Genomic DNA, 23999 nt, shown 5'->3' on the forward strand with positions numbered 1-23999 from the left:
TTGTAATTATTTTAGAAGTTTGGTTTTAATTGATGCTTTGCATAGAATTTATTTAAATGATCTATAGCTTCATCAGCAGTGTCAACAACTCTAAATAAATTTAGATCTTTTTCACTAATATTTCCTTCTTCAATTAACGTGTTTTTAATCCAGTCTAATAAACCTCCCCAGAATTTTTTCCCAACTAAAACAATCGGGAAACGACCAATTTTATTTGTTTGAATTAAAGTGATTGCTTCAAATAATTCATCTAAAGTTCCGAAACCACCAGGCATAACTACAAAGCCTTGAGAGTATTTTACAAACATTACTTTACGAACAAAAAAGTAATCAAAATCTAAACTCTTACCTGGGTCAATCCAAGGATTATCATGTTGTTCGAAAGGTAATTCTATATTTAAACCAACAGAAACACCTTTGCCACGGTTTGCACCTTTGTTTCCTGCTTCCATAATTCCTGGACCACCACCAGTAATTACACCAAAACCATTTTGAGTTAATTTATAAGCAACTTCTTCTGCTAATTCGTAATATTTATCACCCGGTTTTGTTCGAGCAGAACCAAAAATCGATACACAAGGGCCAATTTTACTTAATTTTTCATAGCCTTCAACAAATTCTGCCATGATTTTAAAAATAGCCCAAGAATCGTTTGTTTTTATTTCATTCCAAGTTTTTGGTTGTAATTTTTCTTTTATTTTTCTGTCATCATTCATACTCATACGCTTTTAAATTAATGTAACAATTTACAATGCTAAATTTACTTTTTTAGCAAGCTTGCTAATTTAATCCTTTTGTGCAAATAAAAATAATTAGTTATAAAAAAAAGCGAACAAAAGTTCGCTTTAATTTTATAAAAGTTTTTTTTAAAAAAAAACTGGGAAATTAATACCAAAGACAACCATGTCGGGTACATCTACCAGCATCGCAAAATTGTCCCCTTGGGGTTTGTACACAACATCTGCTACCACTTCCTGTACAAGAACCAAATCCGATACCTCCATTAATTTCTTTTTGTTCCGCTTTATTTAAAGCTTTACCTAAGTTTAAAATTGATTTTTTCATTTTTAAATAATTTAAATTTGATTAAATCCTTGATTATTTAAAGACACTCAAGGTTTGTGTCTACTCTTCGCGAGAGTGTTTTATCTAAATAATTAGATTTTATGTTTTATATTAATTAAGCTTCTTCTTTTGTTTTTATCTTGGAAAACAATAAACATGTACCATAACACATTTTTGATGGTATAAAGGTAAAGCATTAAAAGCATCACAATTATTTTCGTCATAATAAATAGGACCAGAATAAGTATTGCATTGATTTATACCACCATTAATTTCTTTTTGCTCTACTTTGTTTAAAGCTTTACCTAGGTTTAAAATTGATTTTTTCATTTTTTAAATAATTTAAATTTGATTAAATCCTTGATCATTTAAAGACATTCAAGGTTTATGTCTATTTTTTGAGAGAGAATTTTTTATTTAATGATGTTTCTTAATTGATAGAAAAAACGTTCAATCAATCGTAAATCTTCAGTTACGATATCAGCAGTACCTTTCATTTCTTGTCTGAAAGCTATTTTTTTATCGTAAGTTGTTTTTAAATCTTGTGGTAATTCAACGTCGATTAGGTAATTACCTTTTAAATTTGGTACTTGAGAGATAGAAAGTACTTTTCCGTTTAATTCACCAAATTCATCAGAAGGGTAATTCAAAAGTTTTATTTGTACTTTTTGTCCTTTTTTTATTTTTCCCGAGTTTGCAGCAGGCGCTTTAATTTTCCCTATAAAAGAATTGTTTTTAGTAGGTATAATAATAAAGATTAATTCACCTGTTTTTACAGTTTGGCTTTTATTCCAAAATGATAAAAATGATACTTTACCATTAATAGATGAAGTTAATGCATATTGTTTTTCCCAATCTTTTATTGCTTTTTTTAAATATAGGAACGATTGAATCGCTTTCTTTTTTAAACGAGTATCGTTTTGAGTTTTTTTAATTGAAGTACCTTCTAAGTTTTTAGCAGAATTATTTATAAGTTCTCTAATTTGAGAGATAGATGCTTCTAGACCTTTGTAAGATCTTTTAGATTGTAAAAACTCTATTTCTTTTTGTTCTTTTTCTTTGGCTGAAATAACCCCTTGCATAAACATTTTTTTATTTCTGTTAAGGTCTTTTTCTTTAAATTCTAATTCTTTTCTGTTAAGGTTTTTTTGTGATAATAGAATTTGTAATCGCCCTTTTGCCTCAATTACTGACATTCTGTTGGCAAAGGTCTCCGATTTATATGGGGTAAGTTTGTTATTTAAAATATATTCAGAATAGTCGTTTTCAAACTGCGAAAAACTAGTGGTAATGTCTCCTAAAATAAGAAACGGAAGTTTTTCAATAGGGAAAGAAAACTGATTATGGTGAAATGTTATTGTATCTGTAATACTTTTTAAAAGTAATACGTCTTTATAAGAAGCGCTATTTTCTATGACAGCCAATATTTCATTTACATAAACATTTTTGTCTTCACTAGTTAAGAATACTTCAAACTGACCTGTTGATTTAGCGTATATTTTTTCAGGAGGAAAAGAGGTTGTTACCATGACCTCAGAAGAAATAACATCAGGATATTTTACAAACCATGTAATAAATAGTAGCATTAAAATTAAGCCTAAAAATAAAGTATTACCCCATCGAATCATCCAATTTGGTACATGGCTCAAAATTTCTTGAACCTCATCACTTCGTATTTCTATTTCTTGATTATTTTGTGGCATGTAATATTTTTAAAGTATTGTAATAGAGGGGAATATTATTCCCCTCTTATTATTGGTAATAAGAGTGAATTTTTTAATTAGTTTCACCAGAATCACAACTAATATCCATTATAACACATCTGTCAGCGCCTGGATAATTTTGTATTTGATTACAAGGCAAGCAACCTGGAATAGGACCAAAACATAAACTTATAGGGAATTGGGTACAACCAAAACCACCATTAATTTCTTTTTGTTCTACTCTATTTAAAGTTTTTCCTAAGTTTAAAATTTGTTTTTTCATTGATTATTTTTTAAATAAACCTTAATTTGTTAAATAGTTTAAGGTTTTGTTTATATGTTTTTTATTTTCCCATCGCAAAAAATACTACGATGTTTCCAGTCGCAAGGTAGGAAATCAGGGATTCCTGGGGTCGAACATTCACACACTCTAAGACTAGGTATAGGACCGTTTCCATTAATGTTTTTTTGTTCCGCTTTATTTAAAGTTTTACCTAAGTTTAAAATTGATTTTTTCATAGTTATAGTTTAATTAAATCCTTGATTATTTTAAGGTAATAAAGGGGGTATTTGTTATTAAAGTGAGAGTCTTAATCTCTACAGCAAGCAACAGCACCGTAGATAGGGTGAGGGTGATAACCTTTACGACAAGTATCTTGATCGTTAAAATAACCTGATCTACATACAGGTCCAATTCCACCATTAATTGATTTTTGTTCTGCTTTATTTAAAGATTTACCTAAGTTTAAAATTGATTTTTTCATTTTTAAATAATTTAAATTTGATTAACCCCTTGATCATTTAAAGACACTCAAGGTTTGTGTCTATTCCTCGCGAGAGAATGCTTTTGTCATTGAGAATGAAATGAAGCAATCTTGTTTGTGTTGATAAGATTACTTCGTCGCTTCTCTTCTCGTAATGACGTTTATATATTTTATTTACCTAAATCTAGTTGATTTTTAACTAGATGATGGTAACTTCCTTTTAGTTTTATTAATTCTTCATGCGTACCCTTTTCGATAATTTTCCCTTTATCTAATACCACTATTTGATGTGCATTTTTCACTGTACTTAATCTGTGAGCAATTACAACTGCTGTTTTATCAGAGAAGAACTCATTCAATTTTCCCATAATTACCTTTTCATTATTAGCATCTAGGGCAGAAGTAGCTTCGTCAAAAAACAAGAATCGTGGATTTTTATATACAGACCTAGCAATAAGTAGTCGTTGTTTTTGTCCAGTACTCAATCCGTTACCTTCACTACCTATTTTAGTATTGTAACCAAGCGGGAGACCTTCTATATAATCTGCTATATTAGCTACATTTATAGCATGTGCTAATTTTTCTTTATCAACATAATCTTCACCTACGGCAATGTTTTTAGCAATAGAATCATTGAAAATATATCCTTCTTGCATTACGACTCCACAGTTTCTTCTCCATTCTTTTTGAGAGATATTTTTCAGGTTAAAATTATTTACCATAATATCTCCTTTATCTACTTGATAGAACCCAAGTAATAATTTCATTAAAGTAGTTTTTCCACTACCACTAACTCCAACAATGGCTGTGGTTTTATTCGCTGGTATTTCTAAAGATAAGTCGTTAAGCACAGGTTCTAATCCGCCCGTATATCTAAATGAAATGTTATTTAATTTTATAACTGCATTTTCAGGAATATGTGTAATTTTTTCATCACCAGGTTTTTCTTCATCTTCCATATTATGAATTTCACCAAGCCTATCAATAGATATTTGAGCATCTTGTACGTCACGCATGAAATTAATTAATTGTGTAATTGGGCCATTTAATTGCCCAACGATATAACTAATTGCCATCATCATACCCAATGTAATATCGCCGTCAATCACCAACTTAGCAGAAAGTACAGTTATGAACATATTCTTTAGTTCATTAATAAAATTAGAACCTACACTTTGAGTTTGTTCTAACGCTAAACTTTTAGTAGCTACTTTAAATAATCGAGCTTGTACATATTCCCAGTTCCAACGCATTCGGCGTTCGGCATTGTGTAGCTTAATTTCTTGCATTCCGTTAATAAGTTCAATTACTTTACTTTGTTCTTGACTTACTTGTGAGAATCGTTTATAGTCTAATTCTTTTCTTTTTTTGAAGAAAAATAAGACCCATCCGAAGTATAAAATACTTCCAATAACGAATACTCCAAAAATTTGTAAACTATAATAGCCTAGTACTAAACTGAAAATAATTAGGTTGAAAAAAGAAAATAAAACAGTTAAAGAAGAAGTAGTTAATATTCGTTCTATTCGTTTATGATCATTAATTCTTTGTAATAAATCTCCAGTCATTCTTACATCGAAATAGGAGATGGGTAGTTTCATTAATTTTATAAAAAAATCAGAGATTAATGAAATATTTATTCGAGTACTTAAGTGCAGTAAAATCCAACTTCGAATAATTTCTAAAGAAGCTTTACCAACAAACAAAAATAATTGAGCAAATAAGATTAAATATATAAAGTTTAAATCTTGGTTTTTAATACCAACATCCACAATACTTTGTGTTAAGAACGGAAGTATTAGTTGCAATAAACTTCCAGCAAGCAGTCCTATAATAAGCTGTACTATAAATTTTTTGTATTTGAATAAGTATTTGAATATAAAAGAGAATCCAAATTTTTCATCTTCTTCAAATTCTTCATTATAAAAACGAGGGGTAGGTTCTACTAATAAAGCAATACCTTCTTCTGTATTTTCATTAGCATTGTTACCAATCCAAGATTGAATAAACTCTGCTTTGGTAAAAGAGATTAATCCATGAGCAGGATCGGAAATATAAATAGAGTCTTTTTTAATTTTATAAAGTACTACATAGTGATTTTTATTCCAATGTAGTATACATGGTAATGGAGCTTCTTGCAGTTTATTATATGATAATTTTATCCCTAAAGATTTGAACCCCATAGATTCCACGGCATCACTTAAACCTAGTAAACTACTACCTTCTCTAGTGGTTTCACTTAGTTTTCGTAGTTGTTGGGTGTTAATTGTTTTACCATAGTGTTTGGATATGATCTTTATACAAGTAGGTCCACAGTCTTTGGCTTCTGTTTGTTGGAAATTTGGAAATTTTTTCAAAAATTATTATTATTTTATTAAAACTATTGATAATGAAATTCGACTAAAAGAAACTAAGCTCTTTATTTTTTCGATTTTTTAATGAAAAATTATCCAATTACACAATGACCTCCGTCATCACAAAAGGCATCATTACCATATTCATGTAAACACTGAATATTATAATAGCACCCCACTGGGGCATACCCACCATTAATCGTTTGTTGCTCCGCTTTGTTTAAAGCCTTACCTATATTTAAAATTGACTTTTTCATAACTAAATTATTAACATTGTTTATTTAGTGAATATTTAAAAACAGCCACCGTATGCGTCTATTCTTTACAAGAAATAATTTTATTCAAACTGCAAAGGCCTTTTTAGAACTTTGCAGTTTGTTTTATTTAAAAACTTTATAGAAGTCCAAAATATATTTTTTCATATATTAATTGTAGTCTATTTTGTCATACCTAATCTATATTGATAAGAGATTGTTTTTTATGTGAAAAAATAGGACTATTTAAATGTTTTTTATTGGTTATGACAATACCCGTTCGTAAAGTAATCATTTGTTCTACAAAACATTTGTTCATAGCAACAACCAAAACCACCTGGGCAATCTTGATGATTTTCACAAAAAGTAGGCCTACCACCGTTAATTTTTTTCTGTTCTGTTTTATTTAAAACTTTACCTAAGTTTAGAATTGATTTTCTCATGATTTATTAAAAAGGCATAAAATTACAGTATAATTCAGCACAATGCCTGCCAGAATCTTCACATACACCATCGTGATTTGAATCACATTGTTTTCTACCTCCATTAATAGACTGTTGTTCCGCTTTATTTAAAGCCTTACCAAAATTTAAAATTGTTTTTTTCATTATAATAATATTAATAATTACTTTTGCGGTGAACATTTAGAGACACTCACCTTTGTGTCTATTCTTCGCGAGAGAATTTTGTTTAAAAATGCAAAGCCCTTTTAGGGCTTTGTTTTTATAAATTTAGACCATTACCAATGGTTGATTGTTTTCTTCTAATTCTTCAATAAAAAAGATTAAATCTGTTCTGTTATATTCTTTTGGAAAAGATTTTCCGTTTATTAATATTTCTGGAGTAAAATTAATAGCATTTTCTGCACACCAGTTACTTCCTTTTTCTAATTCAGAAATATAGTAGTTTACATTATTGCAATTTCCCCATTTTTTTAACCAAGCATCTGTGTTTCCATCTTCATATATCTCAGACATCGCTTCTAGGCATGTAACCTCTCCTTTTTTATCATGAATTTCTAGTAATTTACTAGTTACTTTAACTAAATTATTCTCTTTATCGTCTGCATTAATAGTAAAACGAGTAATTATTTTTACATTTTGATGATATCTGTGTAATATTTCATCAATATGTTTATGAACAGGTTTACAGTGTCCACAAAAAGGGTTGGTTACTATTACAATTTCTAAGTTCGAATTGGGGTTTCCAAAAATTATTTCTTTACAGTTTTCTATTTGAGTATTTAATAATGGAGCTTTTTGTAATAAACTATCAAATAAGGTATAATTTCTTTTAAATTTTACGTTTTCAATTTTTTCTTTCTTTAACTGATGAATATCAGTAAACAAAGGTTTTAGGTAGTACCAAGATAACCAGTTAGCTAATGCTACTAAGCTAAAAACAATGACATCTGTAATTATGAAATTAGTGTTATAAGTATTTGTAATTACAGGAATTAAAGCTTGTAACCATAATACTCCTACAATACTTAAACAAAGTAAACACCATTTTTTTATAACAGCGTATTGGTAGTATAAAGAGTATAAGGTAACAGGGATTGCAATCAAACTTATAGTATATGAGATTGTCGGGTTAGTAGCTTGAAGAAAAGTCAAGAGAGTTAACCCAGTAAAGTACAAAATACTAAAATCACTTAATTTATAGTTTTTAAATATTTCTGCCCCTTTAGAAGTTAATACAGCATCACAGTCTTTTTTATCATCAGTACCAGAACAAAAAGCATCACCTATTGTTGTTTTTAAACCTAATTCTTGTTTTATGATAGCAATACTAATTACAACACCAATTACCGATAAAATTAAATGGATAGGGGTAAATAAAGAGGTTGTATTTTGATAAACAACAAATGAAGCTAATAATATTAATGCACTTACTACAATAGTTTGGGTAATATTTGAATTTTTTTCTATAGGTGAGTTTTCTTCAGATTGTTCTACAGCCACAATAATACCTGTGAATTTTTGAAGAAAATCATTTTCGGAAATTTTATTTTTTTTATTATCAGTACTGATAATAATATAGTTTAGACCTTCTTTCTCTACAGTAACTAAATCTTTATTCTGTTCAGTGTTAATTTGCGCTATAAAACAATTAGGTAGCTGTGTAAGTGTAGCTGAATTTACAGGTACATTAGCAGCTACATTTTCGATATTAAAATGATCTAAGACTCCCGTGATAGCATGTAAACTTGGGTATGAAGGATGGCTTTGTATTTGAAAGAAAAGTTCTTCTTTGTCAAAAGATATCTTATTTTTCTTTAATAAACGTTGTACTAAGTTGATTAATGTATCTTTCAAAAGGCGTAATTTTTTTAGGTAATAATTTTTGTTTTTCCAAAGCTATTTTTTTAATTCTAATAAAACTAAAAAAAAACCATAATAAAAGTAAGGTTAAGCCTTACTTTTATTATGGTTTTTTTCTTTATATATTAATATAATTTGCTTATGGTAAATGAAAGAATATGATATAAAATATATAAGTGCAAAAGTGAAACTTTATATGAAGCCTTTCTCTTTAGCTGTTAATATGAGTTCTCTGTCGCCTTTATCTTTTACATTAAATATTTTTTTCAAGTGACGTTTCCTTTTTTCAATACTCGCTGCGGATAACGGAATATAGTTCGGCATGTCTTTCATTCTGGCTCCGATTGATAGTTCGTATAATATTTTTCGATCTACACTATCAATTAAAAAGTTTGAAGAAATTTCTTTTCTTAAAAGTCTTAAAATAGATTTACTATAAAAAAGATCATCATTAATAACAGAATTTACAGCTGTTTTAAACTCACTAGAAGTCAAATCTCTTTTTAAAATAAACCCTTCTGGATTTATTGTTTTAAAAATATTATGAATTCTAAAATTATCATCAGATGTTGTTGAAATAATAATTTTAGTATCGGGTAATGTTTTTCTTATTGTAGTAGCCAAATCCTCTCCAGATATCTTTTTTTCATCAATTTTTTGAGAGAATTTTAACTCTAAAATTGCTATATCGAGGGTTAGATTGTTTTTGTTTATTCTGTTTATTATGTCGTACCCTCCTTCAGCACAGTGCGCTAGGTTTGTGTTTAAAGATTGGTTATTTGTCTTGTTTATTGAGTTAATTAGGCTTTTGTATGCTTCACATATTAAAGGGCAGCTATCTATGATTAGAATAGATTTTTTTTCTTTTTTCATAAAGAGGAGTTTAAGGAAGCAGTATGGCTTGGGTAAATTTAAGTTTAAAAACAAGTAATTACAATACCCATTACCCCTAATTAATAAATAGGGATATCCCTAATAAAATAGGAGTAACCCTATTTCCTTTAACATTTCTTTAACGTTTTATTTAATGAAAGAATGTTTTATTTAATAATATTTCTTAATTGATAGAAAAAACGTTCTATCAATCGTAAATCTTCAGTTATGATATCAGCAGTCCCTTTCATTTCTTGTCTGAAAGCAATTGTTTTTCCGTAGCTAGTTTTTAAATCTTGAGGCAGTTCAACATCTATTAGGTAATTCCCTTTTAAGTCTGGTAGTTGTGAAATAGAAAGAACTTTTCCGTTTAATTCACCAAATTCATCTGAAGGGTAATTTAAAAGTTTTATTTGAACTTTTTGCCCTTTTTTTATTTTACCAGAGTTTGCAGCAGGTGCTTTTATTTTTCCAATAAACGAGTTATCTTTAGTAGGAATAATTATAAAAATCAACTCATCTGTTTTTACAGTTTGATTCTTATTCCAAAAAGATAAAAAAGATACTTTACCATATATAGATGAAGTTAAAGCATATTTTTTCTCCCAATCTTTTATAGCTTTTTTTAAATATAAAAAAGATTGAATTGCTTTCTTTTTTAAGCGACTATCGTTTTGAGTTTTTTTAATAGAAGTTCCCTCTAAGTTTTTGTTAGAATTATTTATCAATTCTCTAATTTGAGAAATAGAGGCCTCTAAACTTTTATAGGATCTTTTAGATTGTAAAAATTCAATTTCTTTTTGTTCTTTTTCTTTGGCAGAAATAACCCCTTGAGCAAACATTTTTTTACTTCTATTAAGATCTTTTTCTTTAAATTCTAATTCTTTTTTGTTTAGATTTTTTTGTGATAACAAAATTTGCAACCTTCCTTTTGCTTCAATGACAGACATTTTGTTAGCAAAGGTTTCTGATTTGTAGGGAGTAAGCTTATTGTTTAAAACATATTCAGAATAGTCGTTCTCAAATTGAGAGAAACTAGTAGTAATATCTCCTAAAACAAGAAACGGAAGTTTTTCAATAGGAAATGAAAAATTATTATTATAAGTTATAGTATCTGTAATGCTTTTTAAAAGTAAAACATCTTTATATGAAGCGCTATTGTCAATCACGGCCAATACTTCATTTTCTGAAACGTTTTTATCTTCACTTGTTAAAAATATTTCAAATTTACCTGTTGATTTAGCATATATTTTTTCAGGAGGAAAAAAGGTTGTTACCATCACTTCAGAAGAAATAACATCGGGATATTTTACAAACCATGTAATGAAAAGTAACATTACTATGAGCCCCAAAAACAGTGTATTTCCCCAGCGAATCATCCAGTTAGGTACGTGACTTAATATTTCTTGTACTTCTTCACTTCGTATTTCTATGTTTTGGGTAATTTGTGGCATTTTTAGTTTTTTATTTAACGAAAGAGGGAGAAATATCTCCCTCTTTGTGAATTAAGCGCTTATATAGTTTTACTTTTAAATAAAGTTAATTAATGACAAGGCTGAGCTATAACAGTTTTATCCATAACGCATTGTGAATGATCCCAAAAACAATTACAAGGACACTCGCCCATTTCCATGCTACATATTATATATCTACCACCTCCATTAATTTGTTTTTGTTTTGCTTTGTTTAAAGCTTTTCCTAAGTTTAAAATTGATTTTTTCATATTAATATGATTTAAAAATTTGATTAAATCCTTGAGTAATTTAAAGACACCCAAGGTTTGTGTCTATTCCCCGCAAGAGAATTTTAGTTTTATAATATTCTTTTGAATTCCTTCTCTTCGTATTTCTATTTGTGAAATATTTTGTGGTATTTGGAATATTAAAAAGGAATAGGAATGTGTATTCCTATTCCAGAAATTAGAATATAAGAGATAATTAATTTAAACCTCCGTCATCACAAACAGTTACTAGTACCCAACCAGTTCCATTATGTTCTAAATGTGAATAACAATAATCACCTTCTTTTTTTAGATTGTGTACATCACCACCATTAATAGTTTTTTGCTCTGCTTTATTTAAAGCCTTACCTAATTTATTTAAATTTTTCATTTTAAAATAATTTATAAAATTGATTAAATTCTTGATTATTTAACGACATTCAAGATTTATGTCTACTCTTTGCTAGAGAATGGTTTAATTTCTTCTGATATCATCAAAAAAACAGACAGAATGGAATTCCTCTATCTCGGCATAATTGATTATATGGTACTCTTGTTATTAATTGAAGTGAATTAACTTTGTGTTGATAGAAATCATCTAATAGACAGTTAATTCATCACGATTAATAGTATTTTGTTTCGTTTTATTTAATTCTTAAGTAATATTGTGAGTTTTATTCGAAACAACCATTGTCGATATTATGACAATTTGCAGCACCAGGATAGTTATTTATTTGGTTACAAGGTATACAATAGGGATCATCAGTAGCGAAGCAAAGATTAATTCTTGCATAATAATCACAATTATTACCTCCTATAACTAATTTTTGTTCTGCTTTGTTTAAAGCTTCGCCTATTTTTAAAATTGATTTTTTCATAATTAAAAAATAATAAAATTGATAAAACCCTTGAGTAATTTAAAGACACCCAGGGGTATGTTTTTTTGAGATTAAAAATTAATCACGCATGCAGATTTGAGTAAAATCAGGTTCGCAACTATCGTCGTTTCCACTTTTCTTGCAACAAGCAGAACATATAATGCCATAATCGCCAGATCCTACTATATGGCACCCTGAAGTATCAAAAAAGAAACCACCATTAATTTCTTTTTGTTCCGCTTTATTTAAAGCTTTCCCTAGGTTTAAAATTGATTTTTTCATAATTAAAAGATTAATAATTTTGATTAAATCTTTGAAAATTTAAAGACATTCAAAGTTTCTGTCTATTCCTCGCGAGAGAATTTTTTTGCCATTTCGAATGAAATGATGTAATTTTATTTATATAAATTACATCGTGATTTTTTCTGTTCGTAATAACGTTTATATACTTTATTTACCTAAATCTAGTTGGTTTTTTACCAGATGATAATAACTTCCATTTAGTTTAATAAGTTCGTCATGTGTACCTTTTTCAATGATTTTCCCTTTATCTAATACCACTATTTGATGTGCATTTTTCACGGTACTTAATCGGTGAGCAATTACAACGGCTGTTTTATCAGAGAAGAACTCATTCAATTTTTCCATAATTACCTTTTCATTATTAGCATCTAGGGCAGAAGTAGCTTCGTCAAAAAACAAGAATCGTGGATTTTTATATACAGACCTAGCAATAAGTAGTCGTTGTTTTTGTCCAGTACTCAATCCGTTACCTTCACTACCTATTTTAGTATTGTACCCAAGTGGTAGCCCTTCTATATAATCCGCTATATTAGCTACATTTATAGCATGTGCTAATTTTTTTTTATCAACATAATCTTCACCTACGGCAATATTTTTAGCAATGGAATCATTAAAAATGTATCCTTCTTGCATTACTACACCACAGTTTCTTCTCCATTCTTTTTGAGAGATGTTTTTCAGGTTAAAATTATTTACCATAATATCTCCTTTATCTACTTGATAAAAACCAAGTAATAGTTTCATTAAAGTAGTTTTACCACTACCACTAACTCCAACAATGGCGGTAGTTTTATTTGCAGGTATTTCTAAGGATAAGTCGTTAAGTACAGGTTCTAATCCTCCCGTATATCTAAATGAAATATTATTTAATTTTATAACTGCATTTTCAGGAATGTGTGTAACTTTTTCATCGCCAGGTTTCTCTTCATCTTCCATATTATGAATTTCACCAAGCCTATCAATAGATATTTGAGCATCTTGTACGTCACGCATGAAATTAATTAATTGTGTAATTGGCCCATTTAATTGGCCAACGATATAACTAATAGCCATCATCATACCCAATGTAATATCGCCGTCAATAACCAACTTAGCAGAAAGTACAGTTATGAACATATTCTTTAGTTCATTAATGAAATTAGAACCTACACTTTGAGTTTGTTCTAACGCTAAACTTTTAGTAGCTACTTTAAATAATCGAGCTTGTACATATTCCCAGTTCCAACGCATTCGGCGTTCGGCATTATGTAGCTTAATTTCTTGCATTCCGTTAATAAGTTCAATTACTTTACTTTGTTCTTGACTTACTTGTGAGAATCGTTTGTAATCTAATTCCTTACGTTTTTTAAAGAAGAATAATACCCATCCGAAGTATAAAACACTTCCTATAACGAATACTCCAAAAATTTGTAAACTATAATAGCCTAGTACTAAACTGAAAATAATTAGGTTGAAAAAAGAAAATAAAACAGTTAAAGAAGAAGTAGTTAATATTCGCTCTATTCGTTTATGATCATTAATTCTTTGTAATAAATCCCCCGTCATTCTTACATCGAAATAGGAGATGGGTAGTTTCATTAATTTTATAAAAAAATCAGAGATTAATGAAATATTTATTCGAGTACTTAAGTGCAGTAAAATCCAACTTCGAATAATTTCTAAAGAAGCTTTACCAACAAACAAAAATAATTGAGCAAATAAGATTAAATATATAAAGTTTAAATCTTGGTTTTTAATACCAACATCCACAATACTTTGTGTTAAGAACGGAAGTATTAGTTGCAATAAACTTCCAGCAAGCAGTCCTATAATAAGCTGTACTATAAATTTTTTGTATTTGAATAAGTATTTGAATATAAAAGAGAATCCAAATTTTTCATCTTCTTCAAATTCTTCATTATAAAAACGAGGGGTAGGTTCTACTAATAAAGCAATACCTTCTTCTGTATTTTCATTAGCATTGTTACCAATCCAAGATTGAATAAACTCTGCTTTGGTAAAAGAGATTAATCCATGAGCAGGATCGGAAATATAAATAGAGTCTTTTTTAATTTTATAAAGTACTACATAGTGATTTTTATTCCAATGTAGTATACATGGTAATGGAGCTTCTTGCAGTTTATTATATGATAATTTTATCCCTAAAGATTTGAACCCCATAGATTCCACAGCATCACTTAAACCGAGTAAACTACTACCTTCTCGAGTGGTTTCACTTAGTTTACGTAATTGTTGGGTGTTAATAGTTTTATCATAATGTTTTGATATGATTTTTATACATGTAGGCCCACAATCTTTGGCTTCTGTTTGTTGGAAATTTGGAAATTTTTTCAAAAAATTATTATTATTTTATTAAAACTATTGATAATGAAATTCGACTAAAAGAAACTAAACTCTTTATTTTTTTCAATTTTTTAATGAAAAATTATCCAATTACACAATGACCTCCGTCATCACAAAAGGCATCATTACCATATTCATGTAAACACTGAATATTATAATAACTCCTCACTGTATGTGTCTATTCTTCGCAAAAAAAATACTGTTCGGATAAGCAAGGTTCTTATAGAGTTTTGCTGTTTTTATAGATTTATACGATTACTAATGGTTGATAGTTTTCTTCTAATTCTTCAATAAAGAAAATTAAGTCTGTTCTGTTGTACTCTTTTGGGAAAGATTTTCCATTAACTAAGACAGCTGGTGTAAAGTTTATAGCATTCGCTTTACACCATTTGTTTTCTTTTTTTAATTCATTGAAATATTCTTCTTTCTCATTGCAATTCCCCCATTTTTCAAACCAGATATTTGGTTTTCCGACTTCATAAATTTCTGTCATAGCATTTAAACATTCTTCTTTCCCTTTTTCATTATAAATTTCTAGTAATTTAGCTGTAACTCTTACAGCCTCACTATTTTTATCCTTAGTATATATATTAAAACGGATAATTACCTTTATTTGAGAGTTGTATCTCTGTAGTATTTCATCAATATGCTTATGTACGGGTTTACAATGTCCACAAAAAGGGTTGGTTACAAGCACTATTTCTAAGTTTGAATTTGGGTTTCCAAAAATAATCTCATTACTGTTTTCTATTTGAGTATCTAGCTGTGGTGATTTTTGCAGTAAGCTTTCAAATAAGGTGTAGTTTCTTTTAAACTTCACATTTTCAATTTTTTCCTTTTTTAATTTATTAAGGTCGGTAAATAATGGTTTTATGTAGTTCCAAGATAACCAGGTGGTTAATGTAACTAAACTAAAAACAACAACATCTGTAACTATAAATTCAGTAACATAAGTATTTGTAATTATAGGAGCTAAAGCTTGTAGCCATAAAACACCAACAATACTTAAACAAAGCAAGCACCATTTTTTTACAACGGCATATTGATAGTATAATGAGTATAAAGTAACTGGAATTGCGACTAAGCTTATGGTGTATGAAATTGCTGGATTAGCGGTTTGAAGAAATGTTAAAAGTGTTAAGCCTGTAAAATATAAAATACTAAAATCACTTAATTTATAGCCTCTAAATATTTCTGATCCTTTAGAAGTTAAAACAGCGTCACAATCTTTTTTTTCATCAGCTCCAGAACAAAAAGCATCACCTATTGTAGTTTTTAATCCCAGTTCTTGTTTTACGATAGCGACACTAATTATGATACCAACAATAGATAGTATTAAATATATAGGTGCATATAAAGAAATTGCATTCTGATAAATTACAAAAGATGCAAGTATAGTTAAAGTACTTAATGCAATAATTTTGGTAATACTAGAATTTGTTTTTAGTTGTACACTATCTTCAGATTGTTCTACAGCAACAATAATACCTGTGAATTTTTGAAGAAAATCACTTTCAGAAATTTTCTCTTTTTTGTTTTCCGTGTTATATATAATATAGTTAGTCCCCTCTTTTTCTGCGGTAATTAAATCTTTATCTTGTTTAGTATTAATTTGAGCTATAAAACAATTAGGTAACTGTAAAAGGGTTTCTGTATTTACTGGTACATCAGCAGCTACGTTCTCGATATTAAAATGATCTAAAACTCCTGTTATAGCATATAAACTAGGGTATGAAGGATGACTTTGTATTTGAAAAGAAAGTTCTTCTTTATCAAAAGATATTTGATTCTTTTTTAATAAGCGTTGTACTAAGTTGATTAATGTATCTTTCAAAGTATAAAAATGTTTAGTTTCTATACTGTTCAATAACTTAGATTATGTTACCCTCTTTTTTTTATTTTTAAAATAAAAAAATAAAGTACTCATAAATATTACTCCTAATAGTAATATATATAGGTAGTTATGGTTTGTTAGTCTTACTTTTCCACCGTCACCAATTAATACAAAAGAAGCCCAATAATAAGGTGATTTTTCTGATAATGAATGATTGTTAAGGTATTCTCGTTTGGCATTGATTAATGCTACTGATTTTGATTTACCGTCCTTTAAGTTCTTGTAAAAGGAAGTCATTATATAGGTTGTTGATTTGTCATTTACATTCCATAGAGACGAAACTACAGATTTTGCTCCAGAATAAAAGAACCCTCTTGCAAGGCTTAAAACTCCTTCACCTGGTTTTATGTCTCCTAAATTCGTTTCACAAGCACTTAAAACAACTAAATCAGCATTGTTTTTATAGGTGTATAATTCGTGTAGTTTAAGTTCTTTGTTATAAAATGTTATAGAAGGATTATGATTTAAGGACGCATGAGTTGCTAAGTGAATTATTTTTGTATCCGAACTTTTATTGATGAAGTTTTCTTTAGAGGATTCATTATAAATGTAAATTTCACCATTTAATAAACCACCAATGGTTTCTACTTCTTTTTTTGAGTGTTTTAACTGAGGTTTCTTTGACGTGTTAAAATTAATAGGAGCAAAGCCAATAAAATCATTTACTGTTTTTCTTTTTCTTTTTGAATTAAACTTTAGGAAAGAATAAGAATAAGCATAGTTAATATTACAGTTTTCTAGTAAATAATTTAAACCGTTTTTATTTGTGTTTAAGGCTTCAAAAGGAATGTTTTCAAAATCGATATCAGAAATAATAGTTATGTTTTTATTCTCAATAACCTCTCTAATTTCTTTTGAAGGAAATAATAATTCATAAAGAGAAAAAGAAACTTCTTTGAATCTTTTTAATTCATTTTTTCTAATAAGTGGTTTAGAAATAAGAATTTTGTATTCTTCTAATAATTTTAAAAATTGTTGAGCTTTCTCAATTTGAAATGAAATACTTTTTTTATTTGATATTAACAAACCATATAAAGATGTCTTCTCTTCATTAGAACTAGGGCTACTTAAAGCATAGGATATTATAACTTCATTTTCAGGAAGTTGTTCAGTGACTTTATTTAAAGAAAGTAATTTTCTGCTTTTGTTAGAATCGGTATACTGAGGGTGTTTTTTTTGAACAGAGTCTTTAAAAAAAGTGTAGTTTTCTTTTAAATTAAATAATGAATCTTTTCTTTTGGGTGTAAGGATTTTACTTTCTAGTTGCAAAATGTTTTTTTTTAATAAAAGGTCTTTAGTAATTATTTTTAAAGGGAGTTTAAAGTTATTAATATTGTTATTAATGTTTACAGTTAATAAGAAAGCTTTGTTTTTTTCCATAAAACTAAACATTAAAAGATCGTTGTTTAGTAAATGAGATACCTGTACACCAAGTTTGTAAATACTAGAGATTTCTTTTCTCCATAAAAAATGAGTACTGTTTTCAGTACTGTATTGTATTATTATAGTTATTAATTTATCTGCTAAATTAATCGTATTAATAGCTTTATTTAAGTAGTCATAATTGTTCGTTTTTTTAAATAAATAAATAAGAATTTCTGTTTTGCTTTTTAAAGCTTTAATTACATTTCTTTTATTTAAAATATTTATTAAGTCACTTTTTGGTAATGTAGAAATAGCATCTTTGTTTTTTACATTAAAACTAGTATTTAATGATGTTTGAATATTAATTAAAGCTTTATTCAAATCTTTTTTTACAATATAATAATGCGCTAAATTTCTGTAAGCTTCAGAAGTTATGTGTTTTTCCACAAGATTAAATTCAGAGCTTTTTTTTAAAAAAATAAAAGAACTATCGTTTCCCTTTTTTAAATATAATTCTCCTAAGTTTAAATAGGAAGCAGAAATTATTTTTTCGTTTTTTTCAAGAATAGCGTTGTTTAAATTTTTTAAATAATGATACTTTGCTTTCTTGTAGTTATATGATTTTTTGGAAGAGTATAGATATCCTAAATTTATATTTAAAGGATAAATATATTTAGAAACATTCAGATATGGGTTTTGTTGTATTATACTGTCTGCTTTCTTTAAATAAAAAAGTCCTAATTGATTACTTTCTTTTGTATTTAACTCTTGAGTTGTTAGAGAAAAATTAATACAGTGTGAAATAAAAGATCGTAGTGTAACATGTTTTTTTATTAAAGGAAGTCCTTTCTGGTAGAAAAAAAGTGATTTATATAAATCTCCTTTTATTCTATAAGATTTACCTAACTCACAATAAGATTGAGCTTTTTTTAAAGGAAAATAATTAGTTCTCGTTACTTTTGTGTAGTATAATATAGCATTTTCATGGTCTTTTGATTTTGCATAAAATTTACCTATGTTATATAAGGCATTTGAATAATTTTTGTTGTTGTCAAGACCTTTCTCTTCAAGAGTACTTATTTCTATTTTACCATATTTAATAGCTAGAGAGTAGTTCTTCTTTTTTTTATAAAAAAAAAAAGAAATATCATGAGCTAATTTAGCATACTTACCATTTTTATCATGTAGGTTTAATATACTATCCGCTTTTTTTTCTGTGAAATTTTTATGTGGTTTTAACTGCCCATTGGCGTAAAAAGAATAAAATAGCATAAAAAGAAGGGGATAGTGTATTTTCATGAAAATTAATTGTGAAAGAGAAGGTTATTATTAGTATTACAACTTCCTGAATATATAGCAAAAGCAAAATTATTTCCACAGGGTGCTAGGATTTGGAGTAATTCTGGTTTAGATTTTACTATACCACCAGGAGGTAATTGATCAAGTTCATCATCATCAACACCAACACCAATACCAGGAATACGGAAATATAGTTGTTCTTGATCAAAATATAAAATTTCATTACCATTGGAGCAATTAGAAATTTGAGAAATAGGGGTGTTCAATTCACTACTAATACAGGCTCTTATCTGAGCTTTTTCTGAGTCATTAAGGAAGGCGTCGTAAGAAATAATTAATTTTTTTGTATAGCCAACAATACTTGCTTTTGAAAAATTTGTTTTTGTTGTTAAATTGTTGTTTGTTTTAGAGGTGAAATTAAAGGTTAAAAAAGCTATAAACAATAGCGTGATTTTTAATGCTAAATTGAATTTTTTCATAAAATAAAATATTTTGTTTTCTTCTTTTTAGTTCGCCTTTTTTAAAAAAGTTACCCGCTAAAATATAAAAGTTTAATTTAGCACATCAATAAAAAATTTAAAATAATGGGGGACATTTTTTTAAAAGCACTTGTTGATGGAGATTCTAGAAAAATAATTCTTATTTATAATGAGAATTATACTTCTGTGAAAAAATTTGTGCTTCAAAATAAAGGAGGAATTGCGGATGCTGAAGATGTTTTTCAAAAAGCATTACTGCAAATAACGGTAAGGTATAAAAAAGAAAAGTTTAAGATAAATACAAGCTTTAATGCTTATTTATTTACTGTTTGCAAAAACTTATGGCGTAGGGAATTAAATAAATCAAAAAACAAGGTAACAAACACCGAAATTATTGAACTAGTAAGTGAAGATCAAGATAATTCTTTAGCGTATTTAGAATTAAAGAGGCAAGAATTATTTGTAGAAAAGCTAGGTGAAATATCTGAAAACTGTAAAAAAGTACTAACGCTATTTTTTGCAAAAACACCATATGCAGAAATAGTAAATAGTACAGATTATAGTTCAGAAACTGTAGTTCGACAACGAGTTTTTAAATGCAAGAAAAAACTTACAGAATTAATTAAAAAAGATGTTAAATATAATTCATTAAAAGAATTATGAGTTTAGAAGAAGACATATTAATAGAAAATTATTTAAAAGAAGCGCTTTCTGAATCTGAAGAAAAAGATTTTTCAGAAAGAATGTCGAATGATGATAGTTTTAGAGAAAAAGTAATTTTCGAAAAGCAACTTTTCGAAACATTAAATGAAAGTGATTGGAGTTTTATTGAAAATACTAATTCAGAAGAATTGAAAACTCTAGATAGTGTTTTTAAAAGTGATGATGTAAAAAAAACAAAAGAAGCTATTTCAATGGCTTATGAAAAGTATAGTAGTTCTAAGAAGAAGACCTTAAAATTATCTTATATAGCAGCAGCTAGTGTAGCGATACTTATTGCTGTTTATAGTTTGTTTTACACAACAAATTATTCACCTAATGAATTGTATGCTGTATATATACAACCTAATGAATTGCATTCTAATATTAGTAGAGGTGAAGAGAGTAAGATTAAAGATTTAGCTATAGGCGAAACTTATTTTAATGATAAAAATTATAGTAAAGCCTTACCTGTTTTTGTAAAAGTATTGCCTGAAAATAAAAATAATGCTTCTATATATTTATATATTGCTATTTCTCAAATAGAATTAAGTAAATATAATGAGGCTAAAGCAACACTAGATAATTTAATTAATAGCGACTTAATTGATGCTGAAAAGGGATATTGGTATAAGAGTTTGTTATTTGTGAAATCTAATCAATTACAAGAGGCTAAGGAGCAATTAAAGTTTGTTATTAAGAATTCCTATTTTAAACATAAAGAAGCTAAAGAGTTATTAAGTAAGTTAGATAATTAGTCATTCCGAATAAAATGGAAGAATCTGATAATAGTAACTTTATAATAATTACATGTCTTTTTGAAATAATTAAGACATGTAATAATTTTATTATAGTTCCTTCTTCAAAAACTTAGCAGTATAACTAGTTTTGTGTTTGGCTACTTTTTCAGGAGATCCAGTAACAAGAACGTTACCTCCATTTTTACCACCTTCCATACCGATGTCAATAACATAATCAGCAAGTTTAATAACATCCATGTTGTGTTCAATAATTAATACGGTATTTCCTTTATCTGATAATTTATTTAAAACATCCATTAACACACGAATATCTTCAAAATGTAATCCAGTAGTAGGTTCATCTAAAATATAAAATGTATTTCCTGTATCTCTTTTTGATAATTCAGAAGCTAATTTTATACGTTGTGCTTCTCCTCCAGAAAGAGTAGTAGATTGTTGCCCTAGTGTTATATATCCTAATCCAACATCTTGAATTGTTTTTAACTTACGATATATTTTAGGGATGAGTTCAAAGAAATTTGTAGCATCATCAATAGTCATATTCAATATGTCAGAAATAGATTTTCCTTTGTATCGAATTTCTAATGTTTCTCTATTAAAACGTTTTCCTTGGCAGGTTTCACATTCTACATGAACATCAGGCAAAAAGTTCATTTCAATTACTCGAACTCCACCACCTTGACAAGTTTCGCAACGACCTCCTTTTACATTAAAACTAAAACGACCAGGTTTGTAACCTCTAATTGCAGCTTCAGGAGTTTTAGCAAATAAACTTCTAATTTCACCAAATGTACCAGTGTATGTTGCAGGGTTTGAACGAGGTGTTCTTCCGATAGGAGATTGATCAATATCTATAACCTTATCAATATGTTCAAGCCCTTCAATCTTTTTATAAGGCATTGGTTTTTTTACGCCACGATAAATATGAGCGTTTAAAATAGGGTATAAAGTTTCGTTTATTAAAGTAGATTTTCCGCTTCCTGATACCCCTGTAACACAAATCATTTGACCTAAAGGAAGTTTTACAGAAACATTTTTTAAGTTATTTCCGGTAGCTCCAGAAAGTTTAATAAAATTACCATTTCCTTCTCTTCGTTTTTTAGGAACAGCAATTTGTTTTCTGCCTGTTAAATAGTCTGCAGTTAAAGTGCTGTGTGTTTTTAAATCATCAAAAGTTCCTTCGCTTACAATTTCACCTCCATGTATTCCTGCTCCAGGACCAATATCTAAAACAAAATCAGCTTGTTCGATCATGTCTTTATCATGTTCAACAACTAAAACAGAGTTACCAACATCACGTAATTTAATTAGAGAATTAATTAGTTTTTCATTGTCTCGTTGATGCAAACCAATACTTGGTTCGTCTAAAATATATAAAACACCAACTAATTGCGAACCTATTTGAGTTGCTAATCTAATTCGTTGTGCTTCACCACCAGAAAGAGATTTAGAGGTTCTATCTAAAGTTAAATAATCTAAACCTACATCTAATAAAAACTGGATTCTAGTTCTAATTTCTTTTAAAATTTCAGAAGCTATTTTTAATTGTTTATCTGAAAGTCTACTTTCAATATCTTTAAACCAAGCAGCTAATTCAGTAATATCCATTTGCGCTAAATCACTAATACTTTTATCAGTGAATTTAAAGTGCAAGGCTTCTTTTTTTAACCTATTACCATTGCATGTAGAGCATTTAACTTCATCCATAAAGTCTTTTGCCCAACGTTTAATAGAGGTGCTTTCTGCATTTTTATATTGATTTTCTATAAAGGCAATAATTCCTTCAAAATCAATTTCATAATTTCTAGTTACGCCTAGATCTTTAGAGTTAATTTCAAACTTATCATTACCACCATGTAAAATAATATTCATAGCATTTGCCGGAATTTTATTTATTGGATCGGTAAGTTTAAAGTCATGTCTGTCGGCAATTGTTTGTAATTGTTTAAAAATCCAACTACTTTTTTGATCTCCTAAAGGAATAATTCCTCCGTTTTTAATTGAGATTGTATGATCTGGTATTACTTTTTGTTCATTAATTTCATTCGTAGTCCCTAATCCGTTACAATTTGAGCAGGCTCCTCTAGGTGAATTGAAAGAAAACGTATTTGGTTCAGGATTAGGGTATGCTATTCCGGTAGTAGGACACATTAGTTCTCTACTAAAATAACGAGGTTTCTCATTATCAACATCAACAACCATTAAAATATTATTACCAGTATATAAAGCTGTTTTAATGGTTTCTTCTAAACGTTTGTCTGATTTTTCATTAACAACTAAACGATCAATAACCACTTCAATATCGTGGGTTTTATATCGGTCTAGTTTCATGCCTTTTTCAATTTCCTTTATTTCTCCATCTACACGAACTCTAACGAAACCTTGTTTGGAAATTTGTTCAAAAAGTTCACGGTAATGACCTTTTCTAGATTTGATTAAAGGTGCAAGAATTGCAATACGTTTTTCGTTAAAATCTTTTAAAATTAGTTGCCTGATTTGTTCATCAGAATAACTAACCATTTTTTCATTGGTATTAAAAGAATAAGCATCTGAGGCTCGAGAAAAAAGTAAACGAAGAAAATCGTAAATTTCTGTAATTGTACCTACTGTTGATCGTGGACTTTTATTCGTAGTCTTTTGTTCAATAGAAATAACGGGAGATAATCCGTCTATTTTATCAACATCAGGTCTTTCTAAGCCTCCTAAAAACTGACGAGCATAGGCAGAAAAAGTTTCTATATAACGTCGCTGTCCTTCAGCATAAATAGTGTCAAAAGCTAATGATGATTTTCCGCTACCGCTTAAACCAGTAATAACGACTAGCTTTTCACGAGGAATTTTAACATCGATGTTTTTTAAATTGTGAGCTCTAGCTCCGTATACTTCTATGTACTCTTGTTCTTTCAACTTCAGGTTTTTAG

General features: G+C 28.4%; 25 protein-coding genes. 2 read left to right on the forward strand and 23 right to left on the reverse strand.

What is annotated here, in order from left to right:
* Positions 1-11: 11 nt before the first annotated feature.
* The 22 genes from CXF68_RS08125 to CXF68_RS08215 form a co-directional block, all read right to left on the reverse strand.
* Positions 12-716, reverse strand: coding sequence for a TIGR00730 family Rossman fold protein (locus tag CXF68_RS08125; protein WP_101047416.1), 705 nt, complete (start codon positions 714-716; stop codon positions 12-14).
* 169 nt (positions 717-885) lie between these two features.
* Positions 886-1065 carry a hypothetical protein gene (locus CXF68_RS08130; RefSeq protein WP_101043884.1) on the reverse strand — a complete coding sequence of 60 codons (180 nt, stop codon included), beginning with the start codon at positions 1063-1065 and terminating at the stop codon, positions 886-888.
* 135 nt (positions 1066-1200) lie between these two features.
* The gene (locus CXF68_RS08135; RefSeq protein ID WP_101043885.1) at positions 1201-1395 is read right to left on the reverse strand and encodes a hypothetical protein; all 195 of its coding nucleotides are present in this window, start codon (positions 1393-1395) and stop codon (positions 1201-1203) included.
* Positions 1396-1478: 83 nt separating this feature from the next.
* Complete coding sequence (locus CXF68_RS08140; RefSeq protein WP_101043886.1) at positions 1479-2768, reverse strand: HlyD family secretion protein; 1290 nt, start codon at positions 2766-2768, stop codon at positions 1479-1481.
* Between the two features lie 73 nt (positions 2769-2841).
* On the reverse strand, positions 2842-3051 hold the full coding sequence (locus CXF68_RS08145; RefSeq protein ID WP_101043887.1) for a hypothetical protein: 210 nt from the start codon (positions 3049-3051) through the stop codon (positions 2842-2844).
* A gap of 50 nt (positions 3052-3101) precedes the next feature.
* Positions 3102-3287, reverse strand: a complete 186-nt coding sequence (locus CXF68_RS20505; protein ID WP_157821875.1) for a hypothetical protein — start codon at positions 3285-3287, stop codon at positions 3102-3104.
* Between the two features lie 71 nt (positions 3288-3358).
* Positions 3359-3532, reverse strand: a complete 174-nt coding sequence (locus CXF68_RS20510) for a hypothetical protein (protein WP_157821876.1) — start codon at positions 3530-3532, stop codon at positions 3359-3361.
* Between the two features lie 170 nt (positions 3533-3702).
* Positions 3703-5889: a peptidase domain-containing ABC transporter gene (locus CXF68_RS08155; RefSeq protein ID WP_101043889.1), complete on the reverse strand. Its 2187-nt coding sequence runs from the start codon at positions 5887-5889 to the stop codon at positions 3703-3705.
* 89 nt (positions 5890-5978) lie between these two features.
* Complete coding sequence (locus tag CXF68_RS20515; RefSeq protein ID WP_157821877.1) at positions 5979-6143, reverse strand: hypothetical protein; 165 nt, start codon at positions 6141-6143, stop codon at positions 5979-5981.
* Between the two features lie 254 nt (positions 6144-6397).
* A complete protein-coding gene (locus CXF68_RS08160) occupies positions 6398-6583 on the reverse strand; it encodes a hypothetical protein (RefSeq protein ID WP_101043890.1) in 186 nt (61 codons plus the stop codon).
* A 6-nt stretch (positions 6584-6589) separates the two neighbouring features.
* Entirely contained in the window at positions 6590-6748 is a 159-nt protein-coding gene (locus CXF68_RS08165; RefSeq protein WP_157821878.1) for a hypothetical protein, read from the reverse strand.
* A 123-nt stretch (positions 6749-6871) separates the two neighbouring features.
* Positions 6872-8458: a vitamin K epoxide reductase family protein gene (locus tag CXF68_RS08170; protein ID WP_101043892.1), complete on the reverse strand. Its 1587-nt coding sequence runs from the start codon at positions 8456-8458 to the stop codon at positions 6872-6874.
* Positions 8459-8656: 198 nt separating this feature from the next.
* Entirely contained in the window at positions 8657-9337 is a 681-nt protein-coding gene (locus CXF68_RS08175) for a response regulator transcription factor (RefSeq protein WP_101043893.1), read from the reverse strand.
* 167 nt (positions 9338-9504) lie between these two features.
* Positions 9505-10791: an HlyD family efflux transporter periplasmic adaptor subunit gene (locus CXF68_RS08180; protein ID WP_101043894.1), complete on the reverse strand. Its 1287-nt coding sequence runs from the start codon at positions 10789-10791 to the stop codon at positions 9505-9507.
* An 89-nt stretch (positions 10792-10880) separates the two neighbouring features.
* On the reverse strand, positions 10881-11060 hold the full coding sequence (locus CXF68_RS08185) for a hypothetical protein (protein WP_101043895.1): 180 nt from the start codon (positions 11058-11060) through the stop codon (positions 10881-10883).
* 214 nt (positions 11061-11274) lie between these two features.
* Entirely contained in the window at positions 11275-11448 is a 174-nt protein-coding gene (locus CXF68_RS20520; RefSeq protein WP_157821879.1) for a hypothetical protein, read from the reverse strand.
* A gap of 283 nt (positions 11449-11731) precedes the next feature.
* On the reverse strand, positions 11732-11935 hold the full coding sequence (locus tag CXF68_RS08190) for a hypothetical protein (protein ID WP_101043896.1): 204 nt from the start codon (positions 11933-11935) through the stop codon (positions 11732-11734).
* Between the two features lie 78 nt (positions 11936-12013).
* Positions 12014-12217, reverse strand: coding sequence for a hypothetical protein (locus CXF68_RS08195; RefSeq protein WP_101043897.1), 204 nt, complete (start codon positions 12215-12217; stop codon positions 12014-12016).
* A 168-nt stretch (positions 12218-12385) separates the two neighbouring features.
* Positions 12386-14572 carry a peptidase domain-containing ABC transporter gene (locus tag CXF68_RS08200; RefSeq protein ID WP_101043898.1) on the reverse strand — a complete coding sequence of 729 codons (2187 nt, stop codon included), beginning with the start codon at positions 14570-14572 and terminating at the stop codon, positions 12386-12388.
* A 256-nt stretch (positions 14573-14828) separates the two neighbouring features.
* The gene (locus CXF68_RS08205; protein WP_198553773.1) at positions 14829-16415 is read right to left on the reverse strand and encodes a vitamin K epoxide reductase family protein; all 1587 of its coding nucleotides are present in this window, start codon (positions 16413-16415) and stop codon (positions 14829-14831) included.
* A 42-nt stretch (positions 16416-16457) separates the two neighbouring features.
* Entirely contained in the window at positions 16458-19139 is a 2682-nt protein-coding gene (locus CXF68_RS08210) for a CHAT domain-containing protein (protein ID WP_101043900.1), read from the reverse strand.
* Positions 19140-19144: 5 nt separating this feature from the next.
* Positions 19145-19618, reverse strand: coding sequence for a hypothetical protein (locus tag CXF68_RS08215; RefSeq protein ID WP_101043901.1), 474 nt, complete (start codon positions 19616-19618; stop codon positions 19145-19147).
* A 105-nt stretch (positions 19619-19723) separates the two neighbouring features.
* Here CXF68_RS08215 and CXF68_RS08220 point away from each other — a divergent pair, with 105 nt between their 5' ends.
* Together CXF68_RS08220 and CXF68_RS08225 are read left to right on the forward strand one after the other, a co-directional pair.
* On the forward strand, positions 19724-20281 hold the full coding sequence (locus CXF68_RS08220; protein ID WP_101043902.1) for an RNA polymerase sigma factor: 558 nt from the start codon (positions 19724-19726) through the stop codon (positions 20279-20281).
* On the forward strand, positions 20278-21075 hold the full coding sequence (locus tag CXF68_RS08225) for a lipopolysaccharide assembly protein LapB (protein WP_101043903.1): 798 nt from the start codon (positions 20278-20280) through the stop codon (positions 21073-21075). Before CXF68_RS08220 ends, CXF68_RS08225 begins: the two co-directional genes overlap by 4 nt.
* 90 nt (positions 21076-21165) lie before the next feature.
* Here the strand turns inward: CXF68_RS08225 and uvrA are convergent, their stop codons facing one another.
* Positions 21166-23985 (reverse strand): excinuclease ABC subunit UvrA, encoded by a 2820-nt coding sequence (gene uvrA / locus CXF68_RS08230; RefSeq protein WP_101043904.1) that lies wholly within the window; start codon positions 23983-23985, stop codon positions 21166-21168.
* Positions 23986-23999 lie beyond the last annotated feature (14 nt).

It is taken from the genome of Tenacibaculum sp. Bg11-29 (genome assembly GCF_002836595.1).
In the GTDB taxonomy this organism is placed as follows: domain Bacteria; phylum Bacteroidota; class Bacteroidia; order Flavobacteriales; family Flavobacteriaceae; genus Polaribacter.